This window comes from Aquimarina besae (genome assembly GCF_042434905.1).
Taxonomy (GTDB): Bacteria; Bacteroidota; Bacteroidia; order Flavobacteriales; family Flavobacteriaceae; genus Aquimarina.
In genome coordinates this window covers 2,870,515-2,895,378 of sequence record NZ_CP170199.1, presented here as the reverse complement: position 1 = coordinate 2,895,378, position 24,864 = coordinate 2,870,515, and the positions used below count along the sequence as shown (strand labels likewise).

The window sequence follows — 24,864 nt, the reverse complement described above, 5'->3', positions numbered from 1 at the left end:
ACCTGTCGATTGGCTTCTTGTTTTCAGGTTATTGAAATCGATTAAAGCAAACAATCAAAACTATAACGTTTTAATCTAACTTAACTACAATATTAATCTAGCGCACCGTCTTTTGTTAGCTTGATGTACAATACAATAAGAACAATTTACACACGCTTTCTTAATTATATTGTAAAGAATACAACAGAAAAGTATTTTCGTTATCCAATAATTTTAAGTTTGGCAAATCTCAGCAAGAGTTTTTTGATTCCACCGTTTTCAAAGTTGATTTCGGCTTTTTTGTCCTGACCAACTCCTTCTAACTGAAGTACTTTTCCTTTTCCAAAACGCATATGTTCCACAACAGTACCAGGTACCAGATCTCCGTCAAAGAGATTGGTTTTAGGCGGATTTGTAGAACCATTAGACATGGGTCTTAATTTGCGTAGCTTTCGAAGTTGTTCCTCAGAAGGTTTATGCGAAACCGGAGGTGATCCTGATACTGGTTTTTTAAGTCTTAATTTACTTTTATCTACTTCTCCAAAAATATCCGTATCTACCAGAGGTTTATAACGATATGTGTCTACAGGTGTCATATATTCCAGATATTGAGGGTCAATTTCTTCTATAAAACGACTCGGTTCTGCATCTACAAGTTTACCCCAGCGATAACGAGATTGTGTATAGGTTAAATATGCTTGCTTCTCTGCCCTTGTTAGTGCCACATAAAACAATCTTCGTTCTTCCTCCAATTCTGATCTGGTATTCATGCTCATACCTGAAGGAAATAAATCTTCTTCCATTCCTACAATGTATACATAAGGAAACTCTAATCCCTTTGCTAAATGTATCGTCATTAAAGCCACCCTATCGTCATCTCCAGTATCCTGATCTAAATCTGTAGCTAAAGCTACATCCTCTAAAAACTCTGCAAGAGATCCTGTTTCATCGGCCAATTCCTTTTGTCCTTCAACAAAATCCCGAATACCGTTTAATAGCTCTTCGATATTCTCAATACGAGCAATTCCCTCTGGAGTACCATCTTTTTTAAGTTCTTGAAGTAGACCTGTATTTTTAGCCACCATTTCTGCCAAAACAAATGCATCAGAAGTTTGGTTAGTCACTTGAAAACTTTTGATCATATTCATAAAGTTCTCTAACCTGGTTTTTGTTCCGCTATTGATTTTTAAGTTAATACGATCCAGATTTTCTATTACTTCAAAAATGGACCGATCATAATGGTTCGCAGCCACAACCAATTTATCTACTGTGGTAGATCCTATACCTCGTGCAGGATAATTTATAATTCGTTTTAACGCTTCTTCATCTTTGGGGTTGATAATCAATCTAAGATAGGCTAAAACATCCTTAATTTCTTTTCTTTGATAAAAAGATAATCCACCGTAGATTCTATACTTAATGTCACGTTTACGCAGTGCATCTTCCATTGCTCGAGACTGAGCATTAGTTCTGTAAAGAATTGCAAACTGACCATTGGTCAATTGATGCTGCATTTGATTCTCAAAGATCGAACTTGCTACAAACCTCCCTTCATCTCCATCTGTTAATAATCTGTTGACGTATATTTTAGATCCGGGATCATTAGCAGTCCATACGACTTTGTCTAGTTTGGTTTTATTCTTATCTATAATAGAGTTTGCTGCTTCTACTATATTTTTGGTGGATCTATAGTTTTGCTCCAATCGATATTGCTGTACATTATCATAATCTCTCTGAAAATTCAGGATATTATTGATATTGGCTCCTCGAAACGCATAAATACTTTGCGCATCATCCCCTACCACGCATATATTCTGAAACTTATCTGATAAAGCTTTTACGATTAAATATTGAGAATGATTCGTATCCTGGTACTCGTCTACCAGTATATATCTAAAACGATTTTGATACTTGGCCAATACGTCGGGAAAACGATTTAATAATTCGTTTGTCTTGAGTAACAGATCATCAAAATCCATAGCACCCGCTTTAAAACAACGATCCACATAATGCTGGTATATTTCTCCCATACGTGGTCTTTTGGCCATAGCATCTGCTTCTACCAACTCAGGATTTTGAAAATACGCCTTTACGGTAATCAAGCTATTTTTATAAGAAGAAATTCTTGATTGAACTTGTTTATACTTATAGATATCTTTATCCAGTCCCATTTCTTTGATCACCGAAGCGATCAGTCGTTGAGAATCTTGGGTATCATAAATCGTAAAATTAGAGGGATATCCTAACTTGTCTGCTTCTATTCTAAGAATTTTAGCAAATATAGAATGGAAGGTTCCCATCCATAGATTTTTTGCCTCACTAGCACCAACAATATCCGCAATACGCTTTTTCATTTCACGTGCAGCTTTGTTAGTAAAAGTTAGAGATAAAATATTAAAGGCATCTACTCCCTGATGCATCAGATAGGCAATTCTATAAGTAAGTACTCTTGTTTTTCCTGAACCAGCGCCTGCAATAACGATCATAGGACCATCTTTTTGTAATACAGGAGCTCGTTGCGCATCATTTAATCCAGCTAAATATTCTTCCAAGTCTTCAATTTTTATAAGCCACGAAATTTAAGTAAACTATACATTTTATCGAACTTTTATCGGGTATATTTATAAACAAATCTTCAACGTTTACCGCAATAAATAATAAATAATCATTCAACAACTAAACCTAACCATTTCTTACATTGTTAATATCTTTTAACGCTAAAAAATCGTTTAAAAGCAATAAATTAAGATAAAATACATATATTTAACAATATTTATAAGTAAAAAGTAATTTAAAATCCCAAAATATAACTAAATATTTATAGCTATGTCCCCAAACACAAACGTTCAGTTAATTGAAAAAGAAAAAATTAAATTCCTAACCTTCCCGAAAGAAGATGTACTCGATAAGAGAAAAGATCAGATAGATCGAATTTTAGAACTACAAAGAGCATTGTCCCTAGGTAATCTGGAACGTCATAAAGTCCGAATTGTATTTGTTGATAATAAAGGATTTAAAAAAGTGGAAACCACTATTTGGGGGATTACAGATAAAGAAGTCATCCTCAAGCAAGCAACTATCATACCCTTAGAAAGAATCATTAGTATTTCTTAAAGTTTTAAGTATTAATTGCAAAAACTCTCAATACGATCTTCGTGATGTATTGAGAGTTTTTAGTTTTGTATGGATCAAAAACACATTTTAACTTTCCTTTTATAGATTTTTGAATATCTTTAGAAACCAAAAAATTTAAGCTTGAAACACTCTATTTTATTTCTGCTGCTTGCACTACCAGCAGTAATTTTTTGTCAAAAAGAATTCAAAACAGGAAGCGTTATAACAGATTTTGGTAAAACGTATGAAGTAAAAAATCCTGATTTTAAAACAGATATAAAAAATGACTTAACAGTTGTATTCGATATCGGACGCTCGTTTGGAGATAGCACTAAAGTCAATCCTCTAATAAATACTGCAGCACGGTATCTTAATATGCACACTAATGCCGGAGTACCTATAAAAAATCTGAAAGTAGCTCTGGTTATTCATGGCAGCGCAGCTAATGAACTTTTAAACAATAAAAGCTACCAAGAAAAGTATGGCATAGACAATCCAAATACTCCGCTAATATCAGCACTTGCAGAAAAAGGAGTTCAGATTATTTTATGTGGACAAACCGCCGCATATCGAAATATTTCGAAATCAGATGTACACCCTAATATACAGATTGCCCTATCTGCTATGACCGCTCTGGTTCAATTACAAAACAATAATTACAGGCTCATTAATTTTTAACTCAACAAACTTCATGAAAACTAATATATTCATTGTTTTCCTCCTATTTTTCTGTTTAACACAATCTCAGGAAATAGACCCAGAGGTAAACGCGATGTCAGAAAAAATTGAAAACAAAGTGATTGAATGGCGAAGAGATTTTCATCAAAATCCGGAACTCTCCAATCGTGAATTTGAAACTGCAAAAAAAATAGCAAAACACCTCAAAGATCTTGGTTTTGAGGTAACAGAAAATGTAGCAAAAACCGGAGTCGTAGGTATTTTGGAAGGAAAAAAACCGGGTAAAGTGGTAGCACTAAGAGCAGATATCGACGCATTACCCGTAACAGAACGTGCAGATGTTCCGTTTAAATCAACCGTAAAAACCACTTTTCTCGATACAGAAGTTGGTGTAAGCCACGCATGTGGGCATGATACGCATATTGCAATCCTAATGGGAGTTGCAGAAGTATTGAGTAAGAATAAGGAGAAAATAGCTGGTACCGTAAAATTTATTTTTCAACCTGCAGAAGAAGGACCACCTCCTGGAGAAGAAGGTGGGGCCAAATTGATGATCAAAGAAGGTGTCCTTAAAAATCCAAATGTAGATGCTATTTTTGGGTTACATATCAATTCTGGAACTCCGGTTGGAATGATACGATACAAACCAGGTGGAACCATGGCAGCTGTAGAACGTTTTGTGATTGATGTAAAAGGTAAACAAACTCACGGATCTGCGCCGTGGACCGGTGTCGATCCTATTCTTATTTCGGCCAAAATAATCGATGGTTTACAAACCATCATTAGTAGAGAATCTCCACTAGTTGATGAAGCAGCGGTTATCACTGTGGGTAAGATAACCAGTGGCGTGCGTTTTAATATCATTCCTGAAAGCGCAGAAATGATCGGTACAGTAAGGACATTAGATCCCAAGATGCGCAAAATGATTATTAGACGAATGAACGAAATGGTTCCTGCTATAGCAAAAGCCTATGGTGGTGAAGCAACCATAACCTTCCAGAACAACACTTCGATAACCTATAACGATCCAAAACTCGTTAAACAAATGCTTCCTACCATTCAGGGAATTGTCGGGAAAGAAAATGTTGTCTTATCAAAGGCTACTACCGGAGGTGAAGATTTTTCGTATTTTCAAGAAGTGGTACCTGGGTTCTATTTCTTTTTGGGAGGAAAATCTCCGGCAACCGAAAAAGCAACTTCTCACCATACACCGGACTTCTATATTGATGAAAGCGGATTGGTACTAGGAGTAAAAATAATGTCTCAATTAGCTATAAATTATTTAAACGCTCAATAAATTAAACCAAACATGGAGGCTATCTTAGATTTCTTAGGTTCGATATCTTGGTGGATGTGGATTTTAATTGTACTTGCATTAGTAGCAATACGAGATATATTTTTTAACAGAAAACATACGATAAGTCATAATTATCCGATTGTTGGTCATTTAAGATATCTTTTGGAAAGTATTGGTCCAGAAATGAGACAATATTTCGTAGCGAATAATCGCGAAGAACTTCCGTTTAATAGAATTGAAAGAGGTTGGGTATACGCATCATCAAAAAATGAAAATAATTACGAGGGTTTTGGAACAGACAGAGATATATATCAACATCAGCACATTTTTGTAAAGAACTGCATGATTCCTTTTCAGATGGAGAAAGACCATCCTAATAAGGTAGATAAAACATTTTTACCATGCGCCAAGGTAATGGGTGCGTACAATCAACGTAGAAAACCGTATCGGCCTGCCTCTGTTATCAATGTTTCTGCTATGAGTTTTGGTTCTCTTTCTGCTCGCGCTGTAGATTCTTTAAATATAGGAGTCAAAAATGCAGGAGCTTACCATAATACTGGAGAAGGCGGGTTATCGCCTTATCATAGTAATGGTGGGGATGTTATTTTCCACTTTGGTACAGGATATTTTGGTGTGCGTACTGAAGATGGAAATTTTTCTCTGGAAAAAATGAAAGATTTGGTTGAAAAAAATCCCTTTATCAAAGCTATCGAAATTAAACTATCTCAAGGTGCCAAACCTGGAAAAGGTGGTGTACTGCCAGGTGCTAAAATTACTCCCGAAATTGCTGAAATAAGAGGTGTAGAAGTAGGAAAAGATGTGTTATCACCCTCTACTCATAAAGCTTTTAAAGACGTTCCTGAATTATTACAACTGATTGAAGATATTGCTTCAGAAACAGGATTACCCGTGGGTATTAAAGCTGCTATTGGTAAAACCGAGCAGTGGGAACTATTGGCAGAATTGATGGTGAAAACCAATAGAGGTCCTGATTTCATAACCATCGATGGTGGTGAAGGCGGTACCGGAGCTGCTCCTCCAAGTTTTGCAGATCACGTATCATTACCTTGGATTTATGGATTTACAGCTATTTATAAGATATTTCAAAAACATAACTTAACCGATAGAGTGGTATTTATCGGTAGTGGTAAATTAGGATTTCCTGCCAAAGCAGCCATGGCTTTTGCCATGGGAGTAGATTGTATCAATGTTGCCAGAGAAGCGATGATGAGCATAGGATGTATACAAGCTCAAGTTTGTCATACCAATCGATGTCCAAGTGGTATCGCTACCCAGAGCAAGTGGTTACAAAGAGGCATTAACGTCCCTCTAAAATCAGATCGATTAGCTCAATATTTTAAATCCTTTAGAAAAGAATTGGTAGAAATTACTCACGCAGCGGGTTATGAGCACCCATGCCAGTTTACTATGCAGGATGTAGACGTTAACGTGGATGATGGGGAACTAACGAAAACCCTCGAAGAATCTTTTAAATATACAAAAACACCTGTGGCATATACCTGTGCACAAGACTTAAAGGATTGCACCTATCTAGGAGGACATTATAAAGAAACATATCAATCATAACACAATACTTATGGACATAGAAATCATCCCATTATTAATATCGTTAATACCTTCGCTTTTTATTACATTATTAGCGTTATACTACTTTAAAACCCATACTGATAATGAAGAGAAAAGACGAAGGTTCCTCTTGCATAAAGAACACCAAAAACAATCACTTCCATTAAGGTTACAAGCCTATGAACGAATGGCTTTATTTTTAGAAAGAATTTCTCCAGGTAAACTATTATTGAGAACACCTCCATTGAGTGATGATAAAAAAAGTTATGAATCTTTGCTTGTTAATACCATTGAGCAAGAATTTGATCATAATCTTACGCAACAAATTTATATCTCTGATGAATGTTGGAATATTGTGAAAGCTGCCAAAAATGGTACGATCGCCTTAATCCGTAAAACAGTGCAAAAAGAAGAAGTAGATTCTGCTGATAAAATGAGGGAAATAATGTTAATGACCACTGTGGAAAAAGGTGCACCAAGTGATACAGCCTTAGCCGCTATTAAAAGTGAGGTAGAGGATTTGTTTTAAAATATTCTTCACAATCTACCCTCACTATTTATTGATTACAAAATCAATCCTGAGCATAGTATTTGTTTTACATAACAACCGTTTTATAACCTATAAAACTACTTATCATCCAATATTCTTAAGCTTACTGTGAGAATTATCTTCTTAAATATCAAATGATTACATTTTAAAAAATATTGTAAAACACTAAAAAACAGTTATTTATAAATACACCACCATTCTTATTAAGCTTTTTTAAATAGAAAAAGAGTTTTTTTACCAAACAGACTATTTTGAGCTTAGATACTAAAAAGAATATTTTTCAGTTAAACATGCAAGTTTTACAACGTAAAACAATATAGATATTTGTGTAAATTGATAAATTCATTTTGAGGATTTCAGACACCCTTAAAAAAATGTTTTTCGAAATAAGACTAATTCGGTAAACGTTTATCCCTCCTACATTCTTTTTACACAAGTTATTAAATTTAAGGATATGAAAACTTGTTTTTCATGATCCAGGCAAGTCATTTGTATCATTGAATCAAAACATAATCACAAACTCAATCAATACCAGTCAAATGAAAATAATTGCGCTCTTAAAAACAAAACAAAGACAACACTACATACAGCTTAAAAATAAAACAGTCGGACGACTTGTTTTATTTTTAATCCTATGTTTCTATCAAGTCAGTATATTTTCTCAGGAAAGTCGCCCTTTTAGCTTAGGAAATGAAAAAGCATTCTCAAGCAAATTATGGGATGTAAAATCTAATAGTATTACGCTACAAGTATCAAAAGATGTATCGTATACTGGGATTATTAGTAAAAAACAAGGTAGCTCGGATTCATATATCGTTATCGGAAGTATTGATAATTCTAAAACTTCAACCTTTCAGGTAACCAAACAAAGTAATCTGATATCAGGTCATATTGTCTTGTACGAAGAAAAGATTGCTTATAAATTCATCTCGGATGATACAAATGAAATTTTTATTAAAAAAGTTAATATCCATGAAGTGTTATGTATAGATTATGAAAAGGTGAGTGCTGATGAAGTTGATATGAGTAAAGCTTCAGCTAGAGTTCCCGTATTATCCAGTCTCCCCGGATCTGAATATACGGTTTACTTAGATTTTGATGGCGAATTAGTTAGTGATACCTGGTGGGTTAACGGTGGTACAATTGACGCTCAGCCTACCGGATATAGTGATGCAAAAATAACAGAGATCTGGAGAATTATGGCAGAAGACTTTAGACCTTTTGATATAAACATTACTACAGATAGAACTACTTTCGAAAATACTCCTATTAACCGTAGAATGATGTGTATTTTCACTCCTACCACAGATGCGGCTCCCAACTCCGGAGGCGTAGCGTATCTTAATTCATTTTCCAGTACTACTATAGATAATCCTTGTTGGGTATATAATAGCGGAACCAGATCTGCAGGAGAAACGGGATCCCACGAGGTAGGTCATACACTAGGGTTGTCTCACGACGGAGTTCCTGGAAATCAATATTATGCTGGACATGGTCCTTGGAGTCCGATTATGGGATGGAGCGCCAGCAAACCTATTGGACAATGGAGTAAAGGAGAATATGACAATGCAATTACTCAAGAAGATGATATGGCAATTATTGCCGGAAACAGAAACGGTTTTGGTTATAAAGGGGACGATCACGCTGATACTATCACTGATGCAACACCAATTCAGGTAAATTCTGATGGAACTGTCGATCCTTCCTTACATCAAGCATTGATTTCAACAAAAGAAGATAAAGATATATTTTCATTTATTACAGCGGGTGGAGAAGTAAATTTCAATATTGATCCCGATCCTTATTATCCCAATCTTAATATACAGGCCAGAATTATTAGCGGTACAGGAGACGAACTTGCACTATCAAGCCCAAATAATAATCTTAGTGCTGCTATCAATACTACTTTAGCCGGAGGTACTTATTTTATAGAAATTGATGGTGTTGGAGAGGGCAACGTTTCTAGTGGATATTCTGATTATGCCTCTGTTGGATTTTATGAAATTTCAGGGTCCTACACTCCGGGAAATAATAACCAACCACCAATTGCCAATTTCGAAGCATCTGTCAATTGTGATCAAGTTAATTTTAGAAATACATCTATTAATACCGTTTCTTCTGTTCTTTGGGATTTTGGCGACGGAACCTCGTCTACAGAACAAAATCCTAATCATACCTATACAGCAAATGGAACATACACCGTATCATTAACTGCTATTAACTCCATAGGACAAGACACAAATGTCAAAGAAGATCTGGTTACTATTAGTATAGCTTCATTACCAGATAACAGCTCACAAACGGTATGCCCTGAAGATGTTGCAACAATAAATGCATCAGGTAGTAACGGATATATATGGTACGATTCTCAAAATAGTGATACTATTCTGGCAACAGGACCAACCTTGGAAATTACGGATCTTACACAAAACCAAACCTTTTATGTAGCAGGAACTACAGAACCTATTTTTGATGCCGTTGCAGGAATACAAGATATAAATGAGACTTCTGGTAATATACATCAAGGAGGGTTTAATCTAATATTCGACGCAGAACAACCGATTATTCTTAAGAGAGCAACAGTAATTGCACAAGGATCAGGAAACAGAACATTGCAATTAATAGATGCCAATGGAACTATCATTGATACGAAAACCATAAATATTCCTGATGGCGAAAACACGATCGAAATCAATATGAATATTCCTGTAGGAACCAATATGGAAATTGGTTTCTTAGAGGAAGCTAATCTTTTTAGAAGTAATTCAAATATCAATTATCCTTATACTATAAATAATGTAATAAATATCAAAAGAAGTTCTGCTACCACAGATCCAGAAGGATTTTATTACTACCTGTACAACTGGGAAATTTCTACACTTGGAGGTTGTAAAACCTTAGAACGAGCTGTGATTGAAGTAAACATTTCAGAAGCACCAGTTGAACCAACCGTTACAATCAATACGGAAAACAATACAATTTCTGTAGTAGAAAACTACGCGTCTTATCAATGGTATTTTGAGAACCAACCTATTGCCGGAGCTAATTCGGCAACATACTTGGCAGAAGAAACAGGAGTTTATAGGTTAGAAGTATTTAACGAAGGAGGATGTAGTGCTTTTTCTGAAGATATTGAGATTCAATCACTATCCATTATTGATATTCAATCGCCGGAAGAGTTACTTGTATTATATCCAAATCCAGCAAATGAAGTATTACATATTGGTGGGGTATCTGGATTAAAGAATCGATATTCTCTAAAAGTTGTTAACAGTTTAGGACAAACGGTAATTTACAGATCCGACGTTCCGGAAAGCATCGCTGTAGAGAAACTTTCTGAAGGTTTGTATTTCTTATTGATCAATAATAAGCAAGTGGATAAGTTTATAAAAACAGCGAGATAACGAATGCGTCAGGGATAGGAACCCTTAGACAGGCTCAGGACAAGTCTAATATTATTTTAGTAAGTACCCTTCGAGAGCCTCGGGGTACTCATAAAAAAGAAATAATGGATAGCCCGCGAGGACGCCGTAATAATCTGAATAATCATCCGGCCATATCGATATCTTTCAGCTTATTCTCTTCTGCATGTTTTGCTTTTTCGGCAGCGTAATCAAATCCTTGTTGCCACCAGCTTCGCATTAATTTTTTATTAAAAACTAAAGAATTTTCGGTAAGTTTAGACGGCGTATAATATAAATTGAGCACTACATCTTTGTTCTTTGCAGCTAGTTTACCCACCACGGTATCGTGCCCTTCTACCTGATCAAACATATAGCTAAACAAATTGACCATCAACGAAAATGGATTTTTGCCTAACACCTTGTTATGCTCCATATTTTCGGATTCTAAAATAACAGCATCTACTTCTTTGGCTCCTCTTCGGATAGCTTCTCTGATCGGGACCATACAACCGAAACCTCCATCTGCATATTCGTATCCATTTTTGGTCACTAAGCTCATAAACGGAACATAATTACAAGAAATCCAGATCCAATCACAAAAATCCTCATAAGAGAAATCATTGATGGATTTATACTCTGTCGTATTTTTTGTCAAATTAGACACGGTTACCACTACGTCCTTTACTTTCTTTTTGGCAAGCTCAAACTCTATTTCAGAAAAATTCCTGCGAATATTTCTTCTTAGGTTTTTACTTTCTCCAAAGGTTCGTTTTCGCTTTAGAAATTGTAAGATGGTGTTAAAGAAATTGATAGAAACAAATTCTCGGTTTCCTTTCTTACGTGTCTTAAAAGGATTTACACTAAAAATGGTATGCTGATTTACATTAGTATAAATGTCATATACCTTATTTATGTTTCCGAGTGCCAATTGTGGTATTAACAAACTCCCGGTAGAAGTACCTAGAAAAAGATCGTAAGTCCTACCTTGCTCCTGCATTAAATACTGTGCCACACCACCGGCATAAGCTCCTTTACTTCCTCCTCCGGAAATGACTAATGCACGCATAGTTTACTTTATGGGGTTAATTTTTTTTCTAAAAACTCTTGCTGCCTTTTTGGCAAATTATTCTTTAAATCTACGTATTTCTTTTGAAACTTAGAATTCTTCAATAGCTTATCCAGTAGACTCCTACAAAAGTTCCTAAATCTCCAATTGTGATGTACTGCTCCATCTATAAGATCTACCAATGATTGATCAGAAAATGCCTGTAGACTTTCCAAATATGTAAAAGCATTTTCGCGGGTACTAAAATGATGCTGTGGAGATGAATATCCTGATAACTCTGCGTAAAATTCTTGATGTTTCTCACGCTGATACTCTGGAGTATTCAATGCCAAAACCAACCAAAGCACCCTTACATTTTTATCGTGAAAACCAATTATACTCTTAGTTTGCTCCAAATATTTACTCCTTTCTGAAGGAAAATTGGTCCATAAATGATATAAGGCTGGTTCTATAGTAGCATATGATTGGTCCTCTAATAGAGATTCGTATTGTTTTTGTAAACTTATTGGAACCCTACTCATCGTATTCGCAATTGCCTGACGAACGTAGATATTATTGGTTTCAAAAGCTTTGGTAAATAAGGCAATTGCCTCTTGTGAGGTATCTCCTTCTAACTGATAGATCACTTCTTGCCCAAGATACTCATTTACGGGATTATTCAAGGCTGTAGCCAAAGTGCCCCACTTTCCGGCTAGCGGTTGTGTACGCTCACCCGCTAGTGTCAAATATTTTTTGATGAAAGATGATTTCGTTAAGATATCCAATGCTTCCTGAGAAGGAAAAGCAATAGCTTCTAACCATATTTTCTGATAATCTGATAAATCCTGACCACTCACCTGCCCTGCTATCTTCATAAAATCTGATGTGGTGACATTCCCAAATTTGTGTTTCTCCAGATAGTTAGTAATAGTAAGCTTAAAATTAGCATCGCCGATTATATTCTTTAGTGCGTGCAATGCCCAGGCACCGCGCTGATAAAAGGTCAAAGAACTTGCTTTTGGATCTAGTAAAGAAGTAGCATTTGCGGCTTTTGCCTGCTCGGTTAGTTGCTCGGCACTTTCATACAATTTATATTGAAAATACTCTTCCCCAAAAACCTCTCTTTCTGCTAACAATGCGTAGTAAGTGGCAAAGCCTTCTTGTAACCAATGATGCTTCCCTTCGGTTTCGGTGACCAGATCCCCAAACCACTGATGTGCTAGTTCGTGAGCGTTTACATTGATATAATTGCGATCGTTAAATCCGATATTGTCGACTACAAAAGCGTCAGAAAAAATAGTGGTACCGGTATTTTCCATTCCGGCATATAAAAAATCCTTTACCGGTATTTGTTTATAGTTTTGCCAAGGAAATGTATATCCAATCTCTTTTTCAAGAAAATCAAACATTCGTTTACTATGTTTATAAGTAGGTTCAAACTTGTCCTTATCCTCAGGATAATAATACATTTCTAACGGAATTCCACTTTCTGAATTCTCCACTACTTTTTTGTATTTACCAATGGCCAATGCCAATAAATAACTACTCATAGGCTGTGTCATATCATACTGCCATTGTTGGATAGAATCATTAACAGCTTGCTTATTTATTAATTTGCCATTAGCGATCACTTCATAATCCGAATCAAAATTGATCGTCATATCAAACTCCACCTTTTCGTTCATATCGTCAAAACTAGGCAACCAATTAGAGGTGTATTTGCCTTGTCCTTGTGTCCAGATCTGATCATTGCCTTGATAATCCTTCAAAAAATACAATGCTTTTTGTGGTACAGCTATATATTGAATTTCTATAGTATGTTCTGAATCTTTCTCAAAAACTGATGAAACCTTAATGGTTTTATTATCATAGGCCGCATCTACTTTCTCACCATCCAACAAAACTGCCATAATTTGCATTTTCTGGGCATCAATAGTAATAGAATCTACAGCTTGAATCACTCTGAATACATAGGTAACTTTTCCTTCTACTTTTTTTAGATTAGATTCCAAAAAAACATTTACTTTTCCCGTTAAAAAATCCACGGCAGGTTGTTCCTTTGTATTAATAGAGACTAAGGTGGTAGTTGCTTCTTGTGCAGATACACCACAGAATGCAACTAACATAATTAGATATAAAATAAATCGCATACAGATCAATAATCAAATGTTCTGCCAAAATAACGATTTTAGTCTGGTTATGTGACAAAGCTTTTTATCTTTAATAATATACTGCTTGATTGTATTTATCAAGAAACGTTAATGAAACAGTTTAATTACAAAACTGGATGGCAGTCTGAGACATCCAACAAAAATTTTATCCATTGAATTTATTGACATTCCAAAACAGAGCTTTTGAAAATCTTTTTTCACCAGTATAAGATTGGTTTTGCGTTAAAAAATCTTGAAGCCTTGGAAAGATTTTAGCAAAAACAATCTGGTTTTCAGTAAAACTGAAAAATACCTTGAAAAAAGTGCCTTTTCTTTTGGTTCGTTTTCTTTGGGCAAGCAAAGAAAATGAACAGAAAGTCAAATCAAAGAAAAAAAGACGAAAATTAAATACAATTAAAACTGTGAAGAACAAATTGTTAAAAAATACATCGATCTATTTTTGTCAAAGACTAATCAAACTCTAAATAATCATTATACACTTAAAACTTCGAAATTGATACTTTGAACTTTAGACAGTGAAGTTTATCTTCGCTCTAATGAATCCTAATATCTTACAAACTCCTATTGATTATCTAAAAGGTGTTGGACCTTCTCGTGCAGATTTGTTACGAACAGAATTGGGGATTCATACCTATCAGGATTTGGTTAATTTATTTCCGAATAGATATATAGATAAAACCCATTATTATAAAATCAATGAGTTACAGCGCACCTCTGCAGAGGTACAGATCGTGGGTAAGATTGTTCATCTTAAAATAGTGGAGCAAAAACGCGGAAAACGATTGGTAGCCAAATTTATTGATGATACAGGAGAAATGGAATTGGTATGGTTTAGAGGGCACAAATGGATTAGAGAAAACCTTAAAATAAACGTGCCCTATGTAATCTTTGGAAAAACGAAATATTACAACGGTTATAGCATGCCACATCCAGAAATGGAACTACTTTCAGAGCACGAAAAAAATCTGAAAGTGATGATGCAGCCGGTATATCCATCTACAGAAAAACTTTCTAATAAAGGAATCACCAACAGGGTGATAAGTAAAATGATGCAACAGTTATTTCTGGACACAAAGGCTCGATTTTATGACACCCTTTCTGAAGAAATACGATCTGAACTGAAACTGATCCGCAAAAGTGAAGCGATGCTCAATATCCATTTCCCGAAAAATCAAGAATTATTGGCCAAGGCACAATATCGTCTAAAGTTTGAAGAGCTATTTTATATTCAGTTGCAGTTGATCACCAAAAAACTAATTCGCAAAAAAAAGATCAAGGGATTTCCGTTTACCGAAGTCGGAGAACACTTTACTAATTTTTATAACAACCACTTACCGTTTGAATTAACCAATGCTCAAAAACGTGTGATTAAAGAGATCCGAAAAGACATTGGTAGTAGCGCACAGATGAATCGATTATTACAGGGAGATGTAGGATCCGGAAAAACTATTGTAGCATTGATGACCATGTTGTTAGCTATGGACAATGGCTTTCAGGCATGTTTAATGGCACCAACAGCCATTTTGGCAAATCAGCATTATCAGGGGATATCTGAACTCACCAAAGATCTTGATATCAATGTGAAACTATTAATGGGTAGTACTAAAACCAAAGAACGCCGTATAATTCATCAAGAATTAGAAGAAGGTTCACTACATATTTTAATTGGCACTCATGCAGTACTAGAAGATAAAGTACAATTTAAAAATTTAGGGCTTGCTATTATCGATGAGCAACATCGTTTTGGAGTTGCTCAACGTTCTAAACTTTGGCATAAAAACATCTATCCGCCACATATCTTGGTAATGACCGCTACCCCAATACCCAGAACATTGGCAATGAGTCTCTATGGAGACCTGGATATCTCTGTGATTGACGAACTACCACCGGGTAGAAAATCTATCAAAACCGTACATCGGTATGATAGTAATCGCCTAAAAGTATTTAAGTTCATTGCCGATGAGATCAAAAAAGGAAGACAAGTTTATATCGTATACCCATTGATACAAGAATCTGAAGCGCTGGACTATAAAGATTTGATGGATGGGTATGAGAGTATCGCCCGCTCCTTCCCTGCTCCAGAGTATCAAATTTCTATTGTCCATGGTAAAATGAAACCTGCCGACAAAGATTATGAAATGGAGCGTTTTGTAAAAGGCGAAACCAATATTATGGTAGCGACCACTGTGATTGAAGTTGGGGTCAATGTGCCTAATGCTAGTGTGATGATTATTGAGAGTGCAGAACGTTTTGGATTATCTCAGTTGCATCAGTTACGAGGTCGGGTGGGTCGTGGTGCAGAACAGAGTTTTTGCATCCTAATGACCAGTCATAAATTGTCTTCCGACAGTAAGACACGATTAGAAACGATGGTTCGTACCAATGATGGTTTTGATATTGCCGAGGTAGATCTTAAACTAAGAGGTCCCGGAGATATTATGGGCACGCAACAAAGCGGAGTGCTTAATCTAAAGATCGCTGATATTGTTCGAGATAACGATATATTAAAAAATGCCAGATATTATGCAATGAAAATTCTAAAAGAAGACCCTTCTCTATCTTTAGAAAAAAACAAAGTGTTGTTATTTACCTATCAGCAACTGGCAAAACACAAAAACATCTGGAATTACATTAGTTAAACTGCTAAAAAATTAACATTGCAAGAACTAAAAGAGGTACTTAAGAACTACCCCCTCCTACCTGGACAGTACCTCTCCCCTTGCTAAAACATAAGTCAGTCCTGTATAAAACACAAGTGACACTTCTGTTTATACCTGGCCATGTTTCTGTTTTAAGTACCCTTACCCTATTTTAGAAGTGCCCCAAATGAACCTTTGAAACGAGTACATCCACTTGTATAAGTACCCCGAGTGATGTGCCAATTGTGAAATACCCACTTACATAGGTACCCCCACCTAGGGCTGGAAGTGGGTTTTGGCAAGTTTGCTTTGAAAAGGCTTTTTTTGCAACAGTTTTTGTTAAAACTTAAGAAGTGTCCATATACGATTGCCAAATCACCAAAAGATATTTGCTTTTAGCATTATCTTTTAACTCCAGAAAGCCATATTCATAGCAGAAAAGGTACACTTGGCCTTTGCTGTTTTTCCAATAATGCGTAAAATACTTTGGATCAAAACCTTCTTTAATCAACTTTCCTTTGCGAATAGTAACAAGCCCAGCTCGATTATAATTTTTAAGAATCTTACGGTTTGTCTTAAGCTGTTGATCTATTTTTTTAAACAAGGAATATTCTTTCTCTTTATTTTGTTGATAATAAAAAGCCGATCTACAATAAGAAGAACAAAACTTTTTACCAACTCTTCCTTCAAGCTTCTCGTTACAAAAGGTACAATTTCGTTTCATAAAACATCTTTCTAAGATAGTGTCATTATTCTTAAAAATGTTACCTATCCATCGAATTAAACGTTTATTAAACGTTTAATTCGATGGCTTTGATTGCGATTGGTTATATAATCAATCATATTTGACATGCATGAAACATATTAGCAAACATATCACGCTGAAGCACCTAATGATCAATCAACAAAAAATGATTGGTTTGCAGTTCTACCCGGATAAAATAATCCAGGCTTTGATTAAAGAGTTACCAAATCCCAAGTGGAGTAATCATTTTAAAATGCCTTATATCCTTAATAATCAGGAAAATATAGATTTAATTTTTCAGAAATTCAGAGGTGTCGCTTGGATTAATTGTAATTATTTTTATAGCGACAAAGTCATTAACCCTTCCAACCCAATCGCTAATCTTGAATTATTTAAGAACAGAAAGCTAACAAACGCCTATAGAGTTTGTCCAGAAGAATACTTGCAAAAACTATTATTGAAACGTTATTCTCAAAATACGGTAAGATCTTATGTCAATGCTTTTGAAGCTTTTATAAATTATTATAAGGATATTGAACTTTTATGCATTGGAGAGCAGGAAATAAGAAGATATCTTAAAAAATTAATAAGTGAGAAAAAATCAAATTCCTATATCAATCTGACTATTAATAGCATAAAGTTTTATTACGAGCTTGTTCTTAATATGCCAAATAGGTTTTATGCTATAGAACGACCTAGAAAACAGCAAAAACTTCCTGTTGTGTTATGTAAGGAGGAAATCTTATCGATCATTAATAACACCAATAACTTAAAACATAAATGTATTGTTAGCCTTTTGTATTCTGCCGGATTACGAAGAGCTGAATTACTTAATTTAAAAATATCCGATATCGATAGCAAGCGAATGGTTATACGGGTTGTCGATGCAAAAGGTAATAAGGATAGGTATACATTATTATCTGTCAATTTATTAAAAGATTTAAGAAATTATTTTAAACAATACCAACCTAAACACTATTTATTTGAGGGACCAAAAGGAAATCCTTACAGTGCAAGCAGTGTAAAAGCAATCCTTGAAAAAGCCGCTAAAAAATCTAGAATTACAAAAAGGATCACTCCGCATACGTTAAGACATAGTTTTGCTACACATCTACTTGAGAACGGAACTGACTTACGTTACATACAATCATTATTGGGGCATAGCTCCAGTAAAACAACAGAAATTTACACTCATGTTGCTACAAATACTTTTAGAATGATTAAAAATCCTCTAGATTTGTAGATGATAAAAGAGATATAACAGCAATAGCTGTTATACAATTGTTATCTCTTATTAAAAAAACTAAAAGATCTGAAAGCAATACTTGAAAATCGAACAAAAGCATTTATTATTGACTATCTGATTATGGGAATAATCGGATTTATAATTTTTTCACTGACTTATGATCTATTCATTTCAATGATGATTGTGTATCCAATTACAATGAATAAGGATTTTCTAAATGGAAAAAGTATTGGTAAAAGATTATTAGGAATTCAAGTACAGAATCTGACTGACCAAAAAGCGGACGAATGGAAAAGCTCGTTGCGGAATTTTTTGCCAATTATACCATTTGATTTGCTTTTCACATTTATTAGTCCAACACAAAGAATAGGAGACAAAATAGCGACCACAAAAATCGGAATTGAAACTGAACGAAATTTAAAAACGATTGGTTCAGAGCTAAAAAACTACGAATTAAAAAAAGAGTTAGTTTTCGGATTATTATTCGGAATTGCCAATATTTATGGGCTTTTATGGTTTTACGGATTTTTATTTACTAATATAATGATAAATTAAAACAAGAGATAACACTATATATGTGATCATAGCAGCAAAGTAATTAATCGAATGGTTGTTGTATTTTTGGTAAGGCGCAATGCTTGCAGAAGGAAAAAGTTAGCAACCATTGCGCAAGAAAAATCGAAAAGCAAGGTAACATTTTGCCTTGCTACGACACATATATTAAACGTTAGCAACAAGATGAATAATCTGAATTAAAATCTGAATAGTTTGCGAAAAATATCAATACTTATTTTTATTATTAGCTTGATTGTAAGCTGTAAGGATAAAAAATCAACTGAAATCAAAAATAACTCATATAATGTAAATGCAATTGGAAAGATCAAAAATGGCTCCTATACTTTTTGCGGAACTGTTCCAACTCAAGTTAATTACAACTATCGCATTGCAAAATGGTCATTTATAACTGAAGATAAAATTAAAATTGCGGAAGGTGAATATGATATCGTACTCAAGAAAAATGATAGTAGCGGAGGTTGCGCATTTGAATATTTTGAGAACAAAATTGATCTAAAAAAATGGAGGTTTTGGAATATTGAAGGACGGAATATTGAGCCGACTGAACAATTGATTGGTTTAATTGAATCAAAACATATTAAAAACAAAGTTAATCTAAAATAAAATCCAGTTGCTAACATCATATATGAAATCAGAGCAGAGTTTAGTGCTAGATCGAAAGGTCATTTCCTTTTTGCAATGGCGCTAGATTTTTATAAATTGAATAAGAAATAAAAATGCGCAGATAGATCGATTGGTTCAGGCTTACTTGTCTTGCTCCGATTCATATATTTGGCGTTGTACAGCATTAAAAACAATATAAGATGGGATTAGATTCTGTAGAATTGGCAATGTCTATCGAAGACAAATTTGGAGTAACTATTCCAGATGCCGAATATGCAAACATTGGTACGATTCAACAAATGGCTGATGCAATCTTTCAAAGATTAAAGCTGGAACCGAATAAGAAATGCTTATCACAAATAGTTTTCTATAGAGTAAGACGTGCTTTTGAGGAGTTTGGTAACGAGAAGCAAAGTATTTCACCAAATACTAAAATGATCGATTTACTCAACAAAACTGATCTAAAATCTGATTGGACTAAATTAGAGAATCGAATTGGACTAAAAGTTCCGGATTTAGTTGACCTAGATTTTAACAGTACTTTGAACAAAGAAGTTCGCTTTTTAGGTTTCAAAATATTTGATCGAACGGAACCTGTAGCAGAAAATACTTTACGAAAACTTACCGATTGGATTATTTCAATGAATTCCGATGAATTGATTCCCATCGAACGTATTTCGAGTAAATACGAAATAGAAAGAATTATTTGTGGAATAACGGAGGATAAAACAGGTGTTCCGATAAGTGAAATTGAATTGCATCATTCTTTTACAAATGATCTGGGAATAGATTAAATAAAACGCTGTACAACAACATATATGTGATCATAGCAGCTAAGTGATGAATCGAAAGGTTATTGTATTTTTGGTAAGGCGCAATGCTTGCAAAATGGAAAAGTTAGCAACCAATGCGCAGAAAAATCGAAAAGCAAGGTAACATTTTGCCTCGCTACGACACATATATTAAACGTTATGTGCAAGAAGAAATATCTGAAATGAAAGATAAAATCACATTAGAAAACGTACATACTTTTTCAATACCCTTATCGGAACATCCTCTGAAATGGAAATTTGAAGATGATAATAAAAAATTATCTCATGAATTTGAAGATCAAATAATAGCTTTGACCTCTCCTGCATCCAAGTTCTTATGGAATTTTGAAAACACTCAAAGGTATTTAGGTTCTATTTCAGCAATAGGAAAGTACTTTAACGAACAAGATGAGCTTTCATTTGGGGAAAATGACAATCAAAAGGTAAAGAAATGGCTTTATGAAAAAGGAATTCCTTTTGACCAAAAAGTTTTTTGGATAACTCAACCAGACTGGGGATTTATTTTGACTTGGAAAATGGTAATCAAATTTAGTGAAGACATATTTTTTGGTTCCGACGAAGTGATTTGGGACAAAACTCTAAATTGGTGTCTGATTTTCGACCATAATGATATTTTCTATTTTGGAAAGAATCGGAATTTTAACTCTGACAAGCACAGCGAAGAGATTAACGGAATTCAAAAGATGATTAATAAAAATCTTGGAAAAGCAAGCACATAACAATTTGTATATTGCATATGCCGCCTTCGGCAGGCAAACGCAACATACAAGAAACGTTAGGCACAAGCTGAAAAAAAATAAGAATGGAAACGAAAGAAATCGAAATTCGGGTTTATGATAAACGAGAAAAATCAACTGGAAACCTCTATGTTGAACAATTGTCTGAAAACAAATTCAGAATGACAGATAATGATATTTTCAATTGTCGCTTAACAAAAGGAACTGAATTTGAAACAAGGATTAATAAAGACGGATTACACGAAATAGTTAAAATCTTAAAAGACTCTGATTTTATAACAAGACGCTTCTTTTTATCACCTCAGTATAAAGAATCTGATTATAGAGTTTTAGGAGACGAATTAACTAAGCGCGGTGGATTTTGGCAAGTGGATTTTGGAGGAATAGCAACTGTAAATATTCCTAAAGACTTTGAATTCAATATTGACGAAGCTATGAAAGAATTGGATTTAAATCTGACTGAAATCACTGATTAATGATTGAATATAAATTACAACCTTTAATTATTCCAAGTGGATGTAGAATCGCAAAAAATGATTTTACAACGTATGACCCTAAAATTGATTTTACAGAAGAAAGAAATCTATATAATTTAACAGAAGACCTTTTACAAATTGAATTTGATTATTCAAATCTGATAATTGATTTAGGTTGGTACGGAGAAATATCTTCTAATAAAGGCGAATTTAAAATTTATGTTATAGAAAATAAAGATTGGGATAATCCGCTAAAAATAGAAAAATCAAAGTCTCAAAAAATAATAACCGAAAAACTTGAACTGATTTTATTGGAAATTCGTGAAAGCGGAAAGATAAAGCCAGATGCCTAACAATGGCTATAATTAATACGGGTTTTGGTACTTAACCCAAAGTTTAGAGCTTTTAACCAAGTCCGCCAAATCTTTTGATTTGGCTTTATAAAAAAAGATAAAATAAAAAGTTTTGGCTAAGTGCTTAATCGAAAGTTCACTACTTTTAATTCCCGTACTAACCATAGCCGAGACGTTGTGCGTCATTTGAATAAAGTTATGGAAAAACAAAAAAGAGGATTTAAACTATCAAAAGTTAATTGGATTTTTGCTCTAATAGTAATCGGAATTTCGTCCTTAATATTTTTAAGAAGAGACGGGATAAATGGATTTAGTCTTGGTTACCTATTCGGATCAATTGCAACTTCCGCAATAATACCTCTATTTTTTGCTCTTATGGTTTGGTTAATAAAAGGAAAGAAAGAATACTCAGGAACATACACTTTTAATATCATTCTAACTCTAATGTGCTTTGGAATGATAAAAGAAATCGGATCAATGAGCAAAGAGCAATCTGAAAGTGTTGATTCAATCACTAAATCAGTTGAAGAATACAAAGAAAGAATCAATAATGAAGAAGATGGACTTACTGCTTATAGAGAACACATCTCTAACGTTGATAACGGAATATCCAAAATGATTAAAAATAGTACAGGAAATGAACAGGAAGTTTATATAAACCTTCAAAAATTTTCTAACCTTAACAGCTCGGTAATGATAAATTGGCAAAAAGCTTATGATTCAGTTTTGGCACCTCGAATTTTAGATTATTCAGTATTAAATAATCAAGAAGAATTTGAGTATCAAATTGGAGTACTAAAATATTATCGAAAACAATCTGAATCTTACAAAAGTCACTTTGAAAATAGAAAATCTCTAATCATTGACTTGAATAAAAACATTCCAGAAAACAATCAAACTCTCATTGGCGTTATGAGAGGAATAAATAAAAAAGATTCAATTCAAAAACCAGTTTTTAAACCATTCATTAATTCTCATATCAGTTATGGAAATAACTTGATTAAAATTGTTGAGTTTCTCAACTTAAACAGCGGAAAATGGGAATATGAGAATGAAGAACTAATTTTTGAGAATTCTGAACTTGAAACAAAATATTCAGAATTAATAAATAAAATCACGGAAAATGAAAATCAGGTTAACAGGTGGACTGATGAACTGATTAAAGTGATGTAAAAAACGAACGCACAACAATTTGTATATTGCATATGCCGCCTGCGGCAGGCAAACGCAACATACAAGAGACGTTGTGTATAATTATCAAGTCCAATAACTAAATGATTCGGGTAGTTAATCTTCTAAAAAAGTAGGTTTACTCATTTTGAGTTTTATTCGTAAGCTAACCATTTTAGTTTTGAGGATAAACTGACCAAATAATGAAGAAACTACTATACTTATTCATAATACTTTTCGGTTATAATCTTTCTTCTCAAGATTTATTAGATTTAGCTTTAGTTGATAAAACAAAGATTGTTGACATAGAGGGTTACAAACCTAATTTAAAAACGGATAAATGGAACATCAATAATTATCTCTATGAGCTAAATGAAAGTAAGCTGATTTTGAATGATTCGACAATCTTAATCGAACTAATTTCAAAAACTACTACTCAAAACTTGACGGAATGGAAAATGGATGAACTAAATGAAGTTTATCTGACAAAAAAGAATCAGAAAATTATTATCAATGTTGCTCTGGAATCTATTAAACCGAAATCTAAAGAACAACAAAGAGAGCTGAAAAGAAAAATGAGACAGTATAATAATAATCCCAATAAATGGAGAGGCTGGCCATTATCAATATCTAGACCTGTTTTTTCTGGCGATAATAAATATGGCATGATTAGTTTTAAATTCGGAAATAACGGAGGATACTCCTGCCTATATCAAAACTTGAATGACGAATGGAAATTGATCGGAATTTTTAATCGATTTGCCTATTAAAAAACTATACACAACAATTTGTATATTGCATATGCCACCTTCGGCAGGCAAACGCAACATACAAGAAACGTTACCATTAATTAAAAACTATTGAAAAAATCACTACTCCTAATACTAGTTTTGACATTATTATCTTGTCACAAAAAGACAAAGGTTCCTTCTGAACTAATCTATTCTTTCGAATATTTAAATGATAATTGGGACAAAAACGAGATTAACGAATTCAAAAAAATATCTGAAAATGATACCACCCCAAGAAATTATCATTTTGGAATTGGAATGCAGATAAGAAACAATCTTCTTAGACATAATGAAAAATCGGACTCAATAGTGAAATTTTTCAATGACCTAAAAATTGAACATTATGATTATATGTCTGGTATTATTTTGACATCCTATCACAGATATCTCAATAAAACAGATATCAAACTTATGGATCAAGTAAATGGAATTATAGAAAGTCTTAAACCAACTGTAGATTGTCAAAATAGACGAAAAAGAAAAGCTGAAAAACTATATACCAAATATAACATTAACGATAGCATTCGTATTCAAATGCCTGTAAGTGAGATGACAAAAAATAGTGTGGTTAGCTACGATTGTCCAAACGATGAATGGAAATTTGACAAGAAAAAACATTTACTGATTGATGGAATTATTACAAGAAAATATATTATAAAGGACTCATTCTCTGATAATCCCAAAAAAGCATATAAAGATTACTACTTAAAATTGAGAGTCTTAAAAATCAATAACCCCGAAATAAAATACTTTATGAATAAAATAATTAAGGGTGACGAAATTGACTTTTCTTTGGAAGATTCATTTAATATAGAATAAAAAACTAATGGTAACATCATATATGAAATCAGAGCAATTTAGTGCTAGATC

General features: G+C 33.9%; 21 protein-coding genes. 17 read left to right on the top strand and 4 right to left on the bottom strand.

What is annotated here, in order from left to right; genetic code table 11:
• Positions 1–200: 200 nt before the first annotated feature.
• Positions 201–2,531, bottom strand: a complete 2,331-nt coding sequence (locus tag ACE94K_RS12635) for an ATP-dependent helicase (RefSeq protein WP_378172695.1) — start codon at positions 2,529–2,531, stop codon at positions 201–203.
• Positions 2,532–2,805: 274 nt separating this feature from the next.
• Here ACE94K_RS12635 and ACE94K_RS12630 point away from each other — a divergent pair, with 274 nt between their 5' ends.
• The 6 genes from ACE94K_RS12630 (at position 2,806) to ACE94K_RS12605 (ending at position 10,609) form a co-directional block, all read left to right on the top strand.
• The gene (locus ACE94K_RS12630) at positions 2,806–3,093 is read left to right on the top strand and encodes a hypothetical protein (protein ID WP_378172693.1); all 288 of its coding nucleotides are present in this window, start codon (positions 2,806–2,808) and stop codon (positions 3,091–3,093) included.
• A gap of 141 nt (positions 3,094–3,234) precedes the next feature.
• Positions 3,235–3,771, top strand: coding sequence for a DsrE family protein (locus ACE94K_RS12625; protein ID WP_378172690.1), 537 nt, complete (start codon positions 3,235–3,237; stop codon positions 3,769–3,771).
• Positions 3,772–3,784: 13 nt separating this feature from the next.
• Positions 3,785–5,068, top strand: coding sequence for an amidohydrolase (locus ACE94K_RS12620; RefSeq protein ID WP_378172687.1), 1,284 nt, complete (start codon positions 3,785–3,787; stop codon positions 5,066–5,068).
• A 12-nt stretch (positions 5,069–5,080) separates the two neighbouring features.
• Positions 5,081–6,655 carry an FMN-binding glutamate synthase family protein gene (locus tag ACE94K_RS12615; RefSeq protein ID WP_378172684.1) on the top strand — a complete coding sequence of 525 codons (1,575 nt, stop codon included), beginning with the start codon at positions 5,081–5,083 and terminating at the stop codon, positions 6,653–6,655.
• Between the two features lie 10 nt (positions 6,656–6,665).
• Positions 6,666–7,184 (top strand): hypothetical protein, encoded by a 519-nt coding sequence (locus ACE94K_RS12610; protein WP_378172681.1) that lies wholly within the window; start codon positions 6,666–6,668, stop codon positions 7,182–7,184.
• 560 nt (positions 7,185–7,744) lie between these two features.
• The gene (locus ACE94K_RS12605; RefSeq protein WP_378172679.1) at positions 7,745–10,609 is read left to right on the top strand and encodes a PKD domain-containing protein; all 2,865 of its coding nucleotides are present in this window, start codon (positions 7,745–7,747) and stop codon (positions 10,607–10,609) included.
• A gap of 142 nt (positions 10,610–10,751) precedes the next feature.
• On the opposite strand, the gene ACE94K_RS12600 is transcribed toward ACE94K_RS12605, so the two are convergent.
• Positions 10,752–11,675, bottom strand: a complete 924-nt coding sequence (locus ACE94K_RS12600) for a patatin family protein (RefSeq protein WP_378172676.1) — start codon at positions 11,673–11,675, stop codon at positions 10,752–10,754.
• Positions 11,676–11,683: 8 nt separating this feature from the next.
• Positions 11,684–13,804 (bottom strand): M1 family metallopeptidase, encoded by a 2,121-nt coding sequence (locus ACE94K_RS12595; RefSeq protein ID WP_378172673.1) that lies wholly within the window; start codon positions 13,802–13,804, stop codon positions 11,684–11,686.
• Positions 13,805–14,361: 557 nt separating this feature from the next.
• Between ACE94K_RS12595 and recG the strand changes: the two genes are divergently transcribed.
• Positions 14,362–16,464, top strand: a complete 2,103-nt coding sequence (gene recG / locus ACE94K_RS12590) for an ATP-dependent DNA helicase RecG (protein ID WP_378172670.1) — start codon at positions 14,362–14,364, stop codon at positions 16,462–16,464.
• A gap of 346 nt (positions 16,465–16,810) precedes the next feature.
• Here recG and ACE94K_RS12585 read toward each other — a convergent pair whose 3' ends face one another.
• Positions 16,811–17,188: a hypothetical protein gene (locus ACE94K_RS12585; protein WP_378172667.1), complete on the bottom strand. Its 378-nt coding sequence runs from the start codon at positions 17,186–17,188 to the stop codon at positions 16,811–16,813.
• A 130-nt stretch (positions 17,189–17,318) separates the two neighbouring features.
• Between ACE94K_RS12585 and xerA the strand changes: the two genes are divergently transcribed.
• The 10 genes from xerA to ACE94K_RS12535 all read left to right on the top strand — a co-directional run bounded on the left by xerA (position 17,319) and on the right by ACE94K_RS12535 (position 24,813).
• A complete protein-coding gene (xerA, locus tag ACE94K_RS12580; protein ID WP_378172665.1) occupies positions 17,319–18,452 on the top strand; it encodes a site-specific tyrosine recombinase/integron integrase in 1,134 nt (377 codons plus the stop codon).
• Between the two features lie 27 nt (positions 18,453–18,479).
• Complete coding sequence (locus ACE94K_RS12575) at positions 18,480–19,010, top strand: RDD family protein (protein WP_378184276.1); 531 nt, start codon at positions 18,480–18,482, stop codon at positions 19,008–19,010.
• A 213-nt stretch (positions 19,011–19,223) separates the two neighbouring features.
• Positions 19,224–19,634, top strand: coding sequence for a hypothetical protein (locus ACE94K_RS12570; protein WP_378172663.1), 411 nt, complete (start codon positions 19,224–19,226; stop codon positions 19,632–19,634).
• A gap of 200 nt (positions 19,635–19,834) precedes the next feature.
• Positions 19,835–20,428: a phosphopantetheine-binding protein gene (locus ACE94K_RS12565; protein ID WP_378172662.1), complete on the top strand. Its 594-nt coding sequence runs from the start codon at positions 19,835–19,837 to the stop codon at positions 20,426–20,428.
• 113 nt (positions 20,429–20,541) lie between these two features.
• The gene (locus ACE94K_RS12560; protein WP_378172659.1) at positions 20,542–21,186 is read left to right on the top strand and encodes a hypothetical protein; all 645 of its coding nucleotides are present in this window, start codon (positions 20,542–20,544) and stop codon (positions 21,184–21,186) included.
• Positions 21,187–21,269: 83 nt separating this feature from the next.
• The gene (locus ACE94K_RS12555; RefSeq protein ID WP_378172656.1) at positions 21,270–21,680 is read left to right on the top strand and encodes a hypothetical protein; all 411 of its coding nucleotides are present in this window, start codon (positions 21,270–21,272) and stop codon (positions 21,678–21,680) included.
• Positions 21,680–22,033 (top strand): hypothetical protein, encoded by a 354-nt coding sequence (locus ACE94K_RS12550; protein WP_378172654.1) that lies wholly within the window; start codon positions 21,680–21,682, stop codon positions 22,031–22,033. Before ACE94K_RS12555 ends, ACE94K_RS12550 begins: the two co-directional genes overlap by 1 nt.
• A 198-nt stretch (positions 22,034–22,231) precedes the next feature.
• Positions 22,232–23,206 carry a hypothetical protein gene (locus ACE94K_RS12545; protein WP_378172651.1) on the top strand — a complete coding sequence of 325 codons (975 nt, stop codon included), beginning with the start codon at positions 22,232–22,234 and terminating at the stop codon, positions 23,204–23,206.
• Positions 23,207–23,406: 200 nt separating this feature from the next.
• Positions 23,407–23,973, top strand: coding sequence for a hypothetical protein (locus ACE94K_RS12540; protein WP_378172649.1), 567 nt, complete (start codon positions 23,407–23,409; stop codon positions 23,971–23,973).
• A 90-nt stretch (positions 23,974–24,063) separates the two neighbouring features.
• Positions 24,064–24,813, top strand: coding sequence for a DUF6794 domain-containing protein (locus ACE94K_RS12535; protein WP_378172646.1), 750 nt, complete (start codon positions 24,064–24,066; stop codon positions 24,811–24,813).
• Positions 24,814–24,864 lie beyond the last annotated feature (51 nt).